This window comes from Bradyrhizobium diazoefficiens (genome assembly GCF_016616885.1).
Taxonomy (GTDB): Bacteria; Pseudomonadota; Alphaproteobacteria; order Rhizobiales; family Xanthobacteraceae; genus Bradyrhizobium; species Bradyrhizobium diazoefficiens_F.
Genome location: NZ_CP067102.1, coordinates 7,194,574 through 7,206,669 on the forward strand (window position 1 = coordinate 7,194,574; position 12,096 = coordinate 7,206,669).

10 protein-coding genes are annotated in these 12,096 nt (G+C 64.0%); 6 read left to right on the plus strand and 4 right to left on the minus strand.

The annotated features are described in order from the left end of the window. Nucleotide 1: 1 nt before the first annotated feature. Nucleotides 2-1,612 (minus strand): acyl-CoA synthetase, encoded by a 1,611-nt coding sequence (locus JJC00_RS33455; protein WP_200470022.1) that lies wholly within the window; start codon nucleotides 1,610-1,612, stop codon nucleotides 2-4. 21 nt (nucleotides 1,613-1,633) lie between these two features. After that, complete coding sequence (locus tag JJC00_RS33460) at nucleotides 1,634-2,089, minus strand: GatB/YqeY domain-containing protein (RefSeq protein WP_200470023.1); 456 nt, start codon at nucleotides 2,087-2,089, stop codon at nucleotides 1,634-1,636. A 230-nt stretch (nucleotides 2,090-2,319) separates the two neighbouring features. Between JJC00_RS33460 and carA the strand changes: the two genes are divergently transcribed. Both carA and JJC00_RS33470 read left to right on the plus strand, forming a co-directional pair. Next, on the plus strand, nucleotides 2,320-3,510 hold the full coding sequence (carA, locus tag JJC00_RS33465; protein ID WP_200470024.1) for a glutamine-hydrolyzing carbamoyl-phosphate synthase small subunit: 1,191 nt from the start codon (nucleotides 2,320-2,322) through the stop codon (nucleotides 3,508-3,510). Between the two features lie 218 nt (nucleotides 3,511-3,728). After that, nucleotides 3,729-4,250, plus strand: coding sequence for a cupin domain-containing protein (locus JJC00_RS33470; RefSeq protein WP_200470025.1), 522 nt, complete (start codon nucleotides 3,729-3,731; stop codon nucleotides 4,248-4,250). A 114-nt stretch (nucleotides 4,251-4,364) separates the two neighbouring features. Here the strand turns inward: JJC00_RS33470 and JJC00_RS33475 are convergent, their stop codons facing one another. Beyond that, entirely contained in the window at nucleotides 4,365-4,889 is a 525-nt protein-coding gene (locus JJC00_RS33475; RefSeq protein ID WP_200470026.1) for a Dps family protein, read from the minus strand. Between the two features lie 105 nt (nucleotides 4,890-4,994). Here JJC00_RS33475 and JJC00_RS33480 point away from each other — a divergent pair, with 105 nt between their 5' ends. Continuing rightward, nucleotides 4,995-5,696, plus strand: coding sequence for a class I SAM-dependent methyltransferase (locus JJC00_RS33480; RefSeq protein WP_200470027.1), 702 nt, complete (start codon nucleotides 4,995-4,997; stop codon nucleotides 5,694-5,696). A 327-nt stretch (nucleotides 5,697-6,023) separates the two neighbouring features. On the opposite strand, the gene JJC00_RS33485 is transcribed toward JJC00_RS33480, so the two are convergent. Continuing rightward, entirely contained in the window at nucleotides 6,024-6,395 is a 372-nt protein-coding gene (locus JJC00_RS33485) for an ArsR/SmtB family transcription factor (RefSeq protein ID WP_200470028.1), read from the minus strand. A 113-nt stretch (nucleotides 6,396-6,508) separates the two neighbouring features. On the opposite strand from JJC00_RS33485, the gene JJC00_RS33490 reads away from it, so the two are divergent. The 3 genes from JJC00_RS33490 (at nucleotide 6,509) to greA (ending at nucleotide 11,986) form a co-directional block, all read left to right on the plus strand. Next, nucleotides 6,509-7,678 (plus strand): MFS transporter, encoded by a 1,170-nt coding sequence (locus JJC00_RS33490; RefSeq protein ID WP_200470029.1) that lies wholly within the window; start codon nucleotides 6,509-6,511, stop codon nucleotides 7,676-7,678. A 142-nt stretch (nucleotides 7,679-7,820) separates the two neighbouring features. Further along, a complete protein-coding gene (gene carB, locus JJC00_RS33495; protein WP_200470030.1) occupies nucleotides 7,821-11,285 on the plus strand; it encodes a carbamoyl-phosphate synthase large subunit in 3,465 nt (1,154 codons plus the stop codon). Nucleotides 11,286-11,512: 227 nt separating this feature from the next. Beyond that, nucleotides 11,513-11,986: a transcription elongation factor GreA gene (gene greA / locus JJC00_RS33500; protein ID WP_027534300.1), complete on the plus strand. Its 474-nt coding sequence runs from the start codon at nucleotides 11,513-11,515 to the stop codon at nucleotides 11,984-11,986. Nucleotides 11,987-12,096 lie beyond the last annotated feature (110 nt).

A 12,096-nucleotide genomic window follows, 5' to 3' on the forward strand; every position in this document is an offset into this window, starting at 1 on the left:
GCTAACCTCTCGCCCGCAACTCGCGCCGGAGCACCTTGCCTGTCGCCGTCATCGGCAAGGTTTCGGCGAATTCGACGAAGCGCGGATATTCGTGTGCTGCAAGCTGCACCTTGACGAACTCCTGGATCTCGCGCGCCAGCGCATCGCCCGGCGCAAAGCCAGGACGCAGCACGATCCACGCCTTGATCGACTCGGTACGGATCGGATCGGGAATGCCGACCACGGCGGCCATCGCCACAGACGGATGCTTCATCAGCGTATGCTCGATTTCGGACGGGCCGACGCGATACCCGGCGGTGGTGATGACGTCGTCCTCGCGACTGACGTACCAGAAATAGCCGTCCTCATCCTGCACGCCGAGATCGCCCGTGAGCAGAAACTCGCCGGCATATTTCTTCGCCGTCGCCTCGGGATTGCGCCAGTATTCGAGCATGGTCACGGGGCATGGCTGGCGCACGCCGATAATGCCGCGCTGTCCGCGTGGTTGCGCCTCGCCCTTGTCGTTGACGATGCGGACATCAAAACCCGGCGTCGCCTTGCCCATCGAGCCCGGGCGGATCGGAAACAGATTCGAGTTGCTGCCGATCACGAGATTGCACTCGGTTTGACCGAACACCTCATGCGCATCGACGCCAAATGTCTCGCGCACCCAGCCGAGCAACTCGCCACCGAGCGATTCACCGCCGGTAAAAATGCTGCGCAGTTTGACGCCCTCGTGCCTCACGCCGGCCTGCCGCATCAGCTTCAACGCCGTCGGCGGCAGAAAGACGTTGCGCACGCCGAGATCGGCCATCATCTGCATCGCCGCCTGCGGCTCGAACTTTCGCGCGCGATGACCGACCAGGGGAATGCCGTGATACCAGAACGCGAACAGGCCGTTGACGAGCCCGCCGATCCAGGCCCAGTCCGCCGGCGTCCACATGAGATCGCCGGCCCTGGGCAGGAAATTGTGGCACATCTCGACATTGGGAAGATGACCGAGCACGACGCGGTGCGCATGCAGCGCGCCCTTCGGATTACCTGTCGTGCCTGACGTGTAGATGATCACCGCGGGATCGTCGAAGGACGTATCGACGCGGGTGAAGTCGGGCGAAGCAGCTTTGACCACATCCCAGAACGATTTCGTGCCCACGGGCGCGCGCTCGCCGACGACGTAGACGTTCTCCAGATCCGGCAGCCGATCGCGGATTTTTGCGAGCTTCTCCCAGCCGCCCTCGTCGGTGACGATCGCCTTCGCCTGCGAATTCGACAGGCGGAATTCCAGCGCGTCCTCGCCGAACAGCGCAAACAGCGGGATCGAGATCATGCCGGAGCGAAACGCCGCCATATGCACCATCGGCAATTCCAGCGATTGCGACAGAAACACCGCGACGCGGTCGCCGCGCGTGAGCCCATCCGCCTTCAGCACATTGGCGAAGCGGCGCGACGCCTCGGCGACCTCGTCGAAGGAAGTGCGCCTGGTGGCGCCATTCTCGTCGACATAGACCAGCGCGAGACGACCGCTGCCGTCGGCGTGACGATCGCAGCACGCCTCGGCGATGTTGAAGCGCGCCGGGATGTCCCAGCGGAAGTTGCGGACGAGTTCGTCGTAAGTGGCGGCTTCGGTCAGCATGGACCTGCCCTGGAATGAAAGCTAGCCGGTCAGCGCCGCCTTCACCAGGCCGCTGGCCTTGCCGAAATCCATCTGGCCGGCGTACTTCGCACGCAACGCCGCGATCACCTTGCCCATGTCTTTCATGCCGGCGGCACCGGTTTCAGTGATGGCGTCCGCGATCGCCTTCGTCACCTCGTCGTCGGACATCTGCTTCGGCAAGTACGCCGAGATCACCGCGATCTCCTCGCGCTCCTGCGCGGCGAGCTCGGCGCGGCCGCCCTTGTCGTAGAGCTCGACCGACTCCTGGCGCTGCTTGATCATCTTCTGAAAGACGCCGAGCAGGTCGGCGTCCGACAGCGGCGGCTTGCCGTTGCCGCGGGCGTCGATGTCGGCGTTCTTGATGGTCGAGTTGACCATGCGCAGCGTGGAGAGCTTCCGCTCGTCCTTGGCCTTCATGGCCTCCTTGACCGCATTGTTGATGTCGTCGCGCAGCATGATCGTGATCCTCTCAATCTATTGCGCCTGATCTAAGCCCTTCCCCGGAAAGAGGCCATACCGGACCTGTCATGCGAGGTTCATTGTTTCCCTGCCGGAGGCCAAAATGGCGCAAAATTACCAGATCAAGCTTAAGTGCCTGAGGGGACCTGTCAAATATGCAAAAACGCATGTGAATCCGCCGTTTCCCACTTTGACGGGCGCGCGCGGGGGCCTTATGAAGCGGGCTCATGACACAACATGACAACGATACCGCCTGGCCGGACCATAAACCGACCGCGCTTCTCGTGCTTGCCGATGGCACGGTGCTCGAAGGCTTTGGTCTCGGCGCCGAAGGCCAGGCCGTCGGTGAAGTCTGCTTCAACACCGCCATGACCGGCTATGAAGAGATCCTCACCGATCCCTCCTATGCCGGCCAGCTCATCACCTTCACCTTCCCGCATATCGGCAACGTCGGTACCAACGAGGAAGACATCGAGACGGTGAACATGGCCGCGACGCCCGGCGCGCGCGGCGTGATCCTGCGCACCGCGATCACCGATCCCTCGAATTACCGCGCCACCAAGCATCTCGACGCCTGGCTGAAGGCGCGCGGCATCATCGGCCTCTCCGGCATCGACACCCGGGCGCTGACCGCGCTGATCCGCAGCAAGGGCATGCCCAACGCCGTGATTGCGCACGCCAAGGACGGCGAGTTCGACCTGCATGGCCTGAAGGAAGAAGCACGCGAATGGCCCGGCCTCGAGGGCATGGACCTCGTGCCGATGGTCACCTCCGGCCAGCGCTTCACCTGGGACGAGACGCCCTGGCTGTGGGACAAGGGGTTTGGCCGCCAGGACAAGCCCGAGTTCAACGTCGTCGCCATCGACTACGGCATCAAGCGCAACATCTTACGCCTGCTCGCCGGCGTCGGCTGCAAGGTGACGGTGGTGCCGGCGACGACTTCGTCGGAGGATATTATGGCGATGAAGCCGGATGGCGTGTTCCTGTCGAACGGTCCGGGCGATCCGGCCGCGACCGGCAAGTACGCCGTGCCTGTGATCCAGGACGTGATCAAGTCGGGCACGCCGACCTTCGGAATTTGTCTGGGTCACCAGATGCTCGGCCTCGCCGTCGGCGCGAAGACCAAGAAGATGCATCAGGGCCATCACGGCGCCAATCATCCCGTGAAGGACGAGACCACCGGCAAGGTCGAGATCACCTCGATGAACCACGGTTTTGCGGTGGACGAAAATACGCTACCGAAGGGCGCGACGCAGACCCACATCTCGCTGTTCGACGGATCCAATTGTGGCATCCAGCTCGACGGCAAGCCGGTGTTCTCGGTGCAGTACCACCCCGAGGCTTCTCCAGGACCGCGCGACTCGCACTATCTGTTCCAGCGGTTCGCCGATCTGATGCGACAGAAGAAGAGCGCGTAAGGCTCGGCTGCGGCTCTCGTGCCCCGGGCGCAGTGCAGCGCGCCGCTCTTCGCAGCGTGATGCACTGCTGAACCGGGGCCCATAACCTTGGCACTCTGGTCCCGGCTCTGCGACGCACCGCTTCGCGCTGCATCGCGTCCGGGACACGAGACCTTTGAAGGAACGGCTCCTCCCGCTTCAATGTTGTCTCGGCACCTTCGTGACGCAGGAGCCCAGCCATGTCTGTCGTCCGCGACTATGCCGAGCCGCTCGCCATCGTCTTCGAGGATGACGGGCTCGTGCCGAACAACATTCTCCCCTTTCTGGTCTACCAGGGCGCGGTGACGCTCGATCCGAAGCAGCCGGAGGAGACCATCGAAAACCTGTTCGAAACGAACAATTGGGGCGGCACGTGGCGCAATGGGGTCTACGATTACCTGCACTACCACGCGACGGTGCATGAGGTGCTCGGCGTTGCGCGCGGTCATGCCCGCGTTCGCTTCGGCGGCGATCACGGCCAGGAGTTCGACATCAAGGCCGGCGACGTCGCGATCCTGCCGGCCGGCACCGGACATCAGTGCATCACGGCCAGCGATGATTTCTGTGTGATCGGCGCCTATCCGCCGGGCTCGCGGATGGAAATCACGCGGCCCACGCCGGAGAATCACGCCAAGGCGTTGAAGACGATTCCGAACGTCGCGCGGCCGCCGGCCGATCCGGTCACGGGCAAGCACGGGGCGTTGTTGCGGCTGTGGCGGTAGCGACAAGCGTGGTGCTGTAGGATGGGCAAAGCGAAGCGTGCCCACCGATCAATCCAAGTCGTAAAAATAGATGGTGGGCAAGAGCGCGCCTTTGCCCACCCTACGGCAGTGTGCCTACGCCTCGTTGCCACCTTCCTGCCGGGTGGCTTCGAACAGGAACCAGGTGCGGCGCTCGGTCTCGTCGATGAAGACCTCGAGGATGCTGGCGCTGGCGACGTCGCCGGCGTCGTCGCAGACCTCGTGCGCCTTGCGCATCGCAGCCGCGACATGCTTGTTGTCCTGCATCAGTTCGCGCAGCATCTCGCGTGGCGGAACGTAGTCCTCGTCATTGTCCTTGATGGTCTGCAGCTTTGCGACCTGGCCGATCGACCTCAGCGTGGTGCCGCCGATCTTGCGAACGCGCTCGGCGAGCTGGTCGGTGGTGGCAAAAATCTGGTCGGACTGCTCGTCGAGCAGCAGGTGGTAATCCCGGAAATGCCGGCCGCTGATATGCCAGTGGAAATTCTTAGTCTTCAGGTACAGCGCGAAGGCATCGGCCAGAAGCACATTGAGCGCCTCAGAGACCTTCTTGGTCGCCTGGGGCGCCAGATCGGTGGGGGTGTCGAGATCGGGTGAGACCTTGCTGGGGGCTTTGCTCACGGGAAACCTTCCTGTTAGGACGCGGACATTGACGGCGCGCCGTCGCACCCCTAACGCAAGGCGGGCAATGCGGTTCCTGGATAGGAACCGCCGGGCGGGATACCCATGGACGATTGGATCGATTATTACGACTCGACGCATACGATCTATGTCAGCAAGCTGCATCGCGACTTGCACTTCCAGATCATCGCGCGGGACATCATCGGCTACATCAACTCGCCCGAGGCGACCGTGCTGGATTATGCCTGCGGCGAGGCGCTGTCGGCGAGCCAAGTGGCGGCTGCCTGCGGCCAGTTGATCCTGGCCGAGCCCGCGCCCGGCGTGCGCGGCCGGCTGATCGCGCGGTTTGCGCCGAACACCAAGATCCGCGTCCGCTCGCTCGACGACGTCCGCAAGATGCAGGACCAGTCGATCGACCTCGTCGTGATGAACTCGGTCGCGCAATACATGACGGCGGAGGAGCTCGATGCCGCGCTCATGAATGTCCGGCGCATCCTGAAGCCGTCCGGCAAGCTCGTGCTCGGCGATATCCTGCAGCCCCACGTCGGCATGTTCAGGGACGTAACGGCGTTACTCTCCTTCGGCCTGCGTCACGGCTTCCTGAAGGACGCGCTGGTCGGGTTGGTCAGCACCGCGCTGTCAGATTATCGTCATCTGCGCACGCGCATCGGGCTGAAGCGCTACAGCGAGGACGAGATCACGGCCAAGCTGAAGACGGCGGGCTTCGCGAGCCAGCGTGCCAGCGCCAATATCGGCCACAACCGCTGGCGCATGACCTTCATCGCCCGGCCGCCGCTGGTCCGTTAAGGTTCTTGGATGCGTTAAGCATAACGACCACCTGAGGTGGCTTGTCGCGCCTCGATCGGACATGATCGCTGCGGCCCGGTGGCGGAAGCGTCTACGCGAGAGCAGTGCATCGCTCTTCATCCTGGTTCAAATCCAGGCCGGGTCTCCAGCCTTCGCTGGCTTCGCCAGCTTCGGCTCGGCAAGCCCTATCGTGGCGAAGGCTGCCGCGACGAAGCCCGCAGGGCGTAGTCGGGCGTGACGAAGCCACGCAAACCCCAGAGGGGCGAAGCGTGTCCGGCGAAGCTGGAGCGCAGCGCAAGCGTAGACGGACTGCCCCCGCCCAAAACCTCACCCCGCCTCAACCACATCACACTCGGCGACAAGCCGAAGCCTGTCGGCGTCCTTTGCCGCTGACTTGAGCACAGCATCGAGCAGGCCGGGAAAGCGTGCCTCGAGATCCTCGCGGCGCAGCCGCATGAAGCGGTTTGTGCCTGCCACACGGGTCTGCATCAGCCCGCAATCGCGCAGCTTGGCAAAGTGATAGGTGAGGTTCGACTTTCCCGAGAGCCCGTTGAAGTCGCCGCAGCAAAGCTCGCTGCTGACAGGTTCCTGCTGGGCGAGCTGATACACGATCGCCAACCGGATCGGATCGCTCAGACAATCCAGAACCAGTGGCAGCTCGATCTGCTCGCGGGTGGGGTGCGGAGGTGTGCGGCTCATGACCCTGGAATCATAGCGATGTGGGCGCAATGTTCAATAGTTCTTGAACCAGTTGACTCCTGAATCGCCATCTTCGATAGTTCAATAAACACTGAACATAAGGATTGCCTCCGATGAGCGTGTTCTGGCTGGCCCTGGGGGCCTTTGCGATCGGCACCGAAGGCTTTGTCATTGCTGGACTTTTGCCGGCGATCGCCAGTGACCTGTCGATTTCGGTCTCCGCCGCCGGCCAGTTGGTCAGCGCCTACGCCCTCACCTATGCCGTCGGCTCGCCGATCCTGGCGCTGGCGCTGAACAATATCGACCGCCGCACCGTGCTGGCGCTCGCACTGACGACCTTCATCGCCGGAAACCTCGCGGCGATGGTGGCGTCCAGCTACGCCCTGCTGCTGGCCTCGCGCATGCTGATGGCACTGGGTTCAGGACTGTGCATGCCGACGGCGCTGGCGGTGTCCGTGGCGGTCGCCTCGCCCGAACGGCGCGGCCGCGCGGTGGCGCTGGTCACCTCGGGCCTTACGGTTGCGACCGTCATCGGCGTGCCCCTCGGCAATCTCGTCGGCAGCCTGCTCGGCTGGCGCGCGACCTTTGCCATGGTCGCAATGATCGGCGCAGTGGCGCTCGCCGGCCTCCTGCTCGGCCTGCCCCGCGGCCTGCCGCGCAACACAGCCTCGCTCAGCGAAAGGCTGGCCGTGGCGCGTCACAGCAATGTCTTGGTCGCGCTTGTGATCACGATTTTATGGGCGCTGGGCGGCTTCACCGTATTCACCTATTTTGCGGTCCCGCTGCGCGGCCTGGGCTTCGATGCTGCGCAAATCAGCCTTGCGCTGCTGGTGTTTGGCGGCGCGGCCGCGATCGGAAACATGCTCGGCGGCATGCTGGCCGACCGGCTCGGCGCGCTCGCGACCGCAGCCCTCGGCCTCGCCGGCATGGCCAGCGCGCTGATCCTGCATTCGCTGGTTCTGAAATTGATGCCCGGACAGGCCCATTATGCGGTGCTGGGCGCGATCTTCCTCTGGGGCCTATCGGGCTGGGCATTCTATCCGGCCCAGATCGCCAGCATCATCCGGATCGAGCCGCAAGCCTCGATGATCGCACTCTCGCTCAATGCGTCGGCGATGTATTTGGGCTTCGCCATCGGCGGCGCCCTGGGCGGGGCCGTGCTGGCCGCCCTCTCGCCAAACGACCTCGGCTGGATCGGCGGATCGAGCGTTGCGGCCTCGCTTCTGGTGCATCTCGCCCGTGGCTGGCGGGCGCGGCCGAAACCCGTCAAAATTGCTGGTTGATGGGGCGCTTTTCGGGGTTTCGCCGCTCCGAAAACTGGTCTAAGACCCACCCGCGCGCGAGGGAGACCCCGCGCTCTCGGCTTAGGGGACGCGCGGCAAGCGCGCCCTTTTTTTGTGCCTGAATTCCAGCCCGCGAGCGGTGATGCCTAAACGAACCGACATCTCGACCATCCTGATCATCGGCGCCGGTCCCATCGTGATCGGCCAAGCCTGCGAGTTCGACTATTCAGGCACACAGGCGGTGAAGACGCTGAAGGAAGAGGGCTTTCGCATCGTCCTCGTCAATTCCAATCCGGCCACGATCATGACCGACCCGGAATTGGCCGATGCGACCTATATCGAGCCGATCACGCCCGAGATCGTCGCCAAGATCATCGAGAAGGAACGTCACGTCGTTCCCGGCGGCTTCGCGCTGCTGCCGACCATGGGCGGACAGACCGCGCTGAACTGCGCGCTGTCGCTGCGCCGGCAAGGCACGCTCGAAAAGTTCGACGTCGAGATGATCGGCGCCACCGCCGATGCCATCGACAAGGCCGAGGATCGCCAGCTGTTCCGCGAGGCCATGACCAAGATCGGGCTCGAGACGCCGAAGTCGCGGCTCGCCAACGCCTCCGGGTTGAAGAAGTCGTTCCGCGACAAATACCACGCCGAACGCGAGAAGCTGTCGGGCGCAGCGCTCGAAGAGCTCGACCGGCAATGGACGCTCGGCGAGAGTGACCGCCGCAAGCGCTATCAGGAATACGCATTCGGCCAGGCCATGATGGCGCTGTCCGAGATCGGCCTGCCCGCGATCATCCGTCCCTCCTTCACCATGGGCGGCACTGGCGGCGGCATCGCCTACAACAAGGAAGAGTTCCTCGACATCATCGAGCGCGGTCTCGACGCGTCCCCCACCAACGAGGTCCTGATCGAGGAATCCGTCCTCGGCTGGAAAGAGTTCGAGATGGAGGTGGTACGCGACAAGAAAGACAATTGCATCATCGTCTGCTCGATCGAGAATTTCGACCCGATGGGCGTGCACACCGGCGACTCCATCACGGTCGCTCCGGCGCTGACGCTGACGGACAAGGAATACCAGATCATGCGCGACGCCTCGCTGGCGGTGCTGCGCGAGATCGGCGTCGAGACCGGCGGCTCCAACGTGCAGTTCGGCGTCAATCCCGAGGACGGCCGCATGGTCGTGATCGAGATGAATCCGCGCGTGTCGCGTTCGTCGGCGCTGGCCTCCAAGGCCACCGGCTTCCCGATCGCCAAAGTCGCGGCCAAGCTCGCGATCGGCTACACGCTCGACGAAATCGCCAACGACATCACCGGCGGTGCGACGCCAGCCTCGTTCGAGCCGACGATCGATTACGTGGTGACCAAGATCCCGCGTTTCGCCTTCGAGAAATTCCCGGGTGCATCGACCACGCTGACGACATCGATGAAGTCGGTCGGCGAGGTCATGGCGATCGGCCGCACCTTCCAGGAGAGCCTGCAAAAGGCGCTGCGCGGGCTCGAGACCGGGCTGACCGGCCTCGACGAGATCGAGATCGAGGGCCTCGGTCGCGACGACGATAAGAATGCGATCCGCGCCGCGCTCGGCACGCCGACGCCGAACCGCATTCTCCAGGTCGCGCAGGCGATGCGGCTCGGCTGGTCGAACGAGGAGATCTTCAACTCCTGCAAGATCGATCCGTGGTTCCTCGGCGAGATGCGCGGCATCGTCGACATGGAAGAGAAGGTCAGGAAGCACGGCCTGCCCGGCAATGCCTTCGGCGTGCGCACGCTCAAGGCCATGGGTTTCTCCGACGCGCGGCTTGCCGTGCTCGCAATGACGACGGAAGCCGAGGTCACCGCGAAGCGTCACGCGCTGGGCATCCGTCCGGTCTACAAGCGCATCGACACGTGCGCGGCCGAATTCGCCTCGCCGACCGCCTACATGTACTCGACCTACGAGTCGCCGTTTGCAGGCAGCACCGCCGACGAAAGCACGCCGTCGGACAAGAGGAAGGTCATCATCCTCGGTGGCGGCCCGAACCGTATCGGCCAGGGCATCGAGTTCGACTATTGCTGCTGTCATGCCTGCTTTGCGCTGCACGACGCCGGCTACGAATCCATCATGGTCAACTGCAACCCGGAAACGGTGTCGACCGACTACGACACCGCCGACCGGCTCTATTTCGAGCCGCTCACCGCCGAGGACGTGCTCGAGATCATCGCGAAGGAGCGCAGCAACGGCACGCTGCACGGCGTGATCGTGCAGTTCGGCGGCCAAACCCCGCTGAAACTCGCGCGGGCGCTGGAAGCCGCCGAAGTGCCGATCCTGGGCACCTCGCCCGATGCGATCGACCTTGCCGAAGACCGCGACCGCTTCAAGCGCGTGCTCGACAAGCTGCGGCTGAAGCAGCCGAAGAACGGCATCGCCTATTCGGTCGAGCAGGCCCGCCTGGTCGCGACCGATCTCGGCCTGCCCTTGGTTGTGCGCCCGTCCTATGTGCTCGGCGGCCGCGCGATGCAGATCATCCGCGAGGAGAACCAGCTCAGCGACTATCTGCTCGGCACGCTGCCGGAACTGGTGCCGGCCGATGTCAAGGCACGCTATCCGAATGACAAGACCGGGCAGATCAACACCGTGCTTGGCAAGAACCCGCTGCTGTTCGACCGCTATCTGTCCGACGCCACCGAGATCGACGTCGACTGCCTCTGCGACGGCAAGGACACTTTCATCGTCGGCATCATGGAGCACATCGAGGAAGCCGGCATCCATTCCGGCGATAGCGCCTGCTCGCTGCCGCCGCACTCGCTCGACGCCAAGATGATCGAGGAGCTGGAGCGGCAGACCCGCGAGCTCGCGCTCGGCCTCGACGTCGTCGGCCTGATGAACGTGCAATACGCGATCAAGGATGGCGAGATCTACGTGCTCGAAGTCAATCCGCGCGCCTCGCGCACGGTGCCGTTCGTCGCCAAGGTGGTCGGCACGCCGGTCGCGAAGATCGCCGCACGCATCATGGCCGGCGAGAAGCTCGCCGACTTCAAGCTGAAGAAGGCCGACTTCAAGCATGTCGGGGTGAAGGAATCGGTGTTTCCGTTCGCCCGCTTCCCCGGCGTCGACACGGTGCTCGGTCCGGAGATGCGCTCGACCGGCGAGGTCATGGGCATCGACCGCTCCTTCGCGGTGGCATTCGCCAAGAGCCAGCTCGGCGGCGGCACGCGGGTGCCGCGCAAGGGCACGGTGTTCGTCTCGGTGCGCGAGAGCGACAAGACGCGCATCGCAGAGGCCGTGCGCGAATTGCATTCGCTCGGCTTCAAGGTGCTGGCGACCTCGGGCACGGCCCGCTTCCTGACCGACGAGGGCATCCCGACCGAGAAGGTGAACAAGGTGCTGGAGGGCCGGCCGCATATCGTCGACGCCATCACCAATGGCGACGTCCAGCTGGTCTTCAACACCACCGAAGGTCCGCAGGCGCTCGCCGACAGCCGATCGCTGCGGCGCGCGGCCCTCTTGCATAAAGTGCCGTATTACACCACTCTTTCCGGGGCCGTGGCGGCCGCGCAGGGCATCCGCGCCTATCTGGGCGGGGACCTTGAGGTTCGGACCCTGCAGAGCTACTTTTCGGAAACCTGATCGCGAGCGGAAGGCCAAGCCTTGAGAGGTTAAGCCTTGCGCTAAGTGATTGGCAATGAAGCCACAATGGCCGGAGGAACTGTCCGGGCATTGCGGTTGTTCTGTTCCGGCGCTAGGCCCACCTAACGCTCCGGCGGCGGCGTGTTCAGCCCCCGGACATACTGACGAATCAAGATTGCCGCGCCCTACGTTGTCGTGGGGCGCGCGATCGAAAGACGAGAGAAGAGATGGAAAAGGTTCCGATGACTGCGGGCGGCTTTGCCGCACTCGGGGAAGAATTGAAGAAGCGCCAGTCCGAGGACCGTCCGCGCATTATCGAGCACATTGCTGAGGCACGCTCGCACGGCGACCTCTCGGAGAACGCGGAATACCATGCCGCGAAGGAAGAGCAGTCCCACAATGAGGGCCGCATCGCCGAGCTCGAGGACAAGCTCGCGCGCGCCGACATCATCGACATCTCAAAACTCTCCGGCGACACCATCAAATTCGGCGCCACCGTGACGCTGGTCGACGAGGACACCGAGAAGAAGGCGGTGTGGCAGATCGTCGGCGAGGTCGAGGCCGACGCCAAGAAAGGCCGCATCTCCATCACCTCGCCGCTGGCGCGCGCGCTGATCGGCAAGAAGAAGGGCTCGACCGTCGAGGTCAACGCCCCCGGCGGCGCCAAGGCGTATGAGATCACCAAGGTGGAGTGGCGGTAAGGATCTGCCGCTGCGCACTGACGTTTCGAAGAGGCCGCCATCCGCGCGGCCTTTTTGTTTCGGCGTGTTGCTTGGAATATGAGGCGCCCGCGCTCTCGTCATTGCGAGGA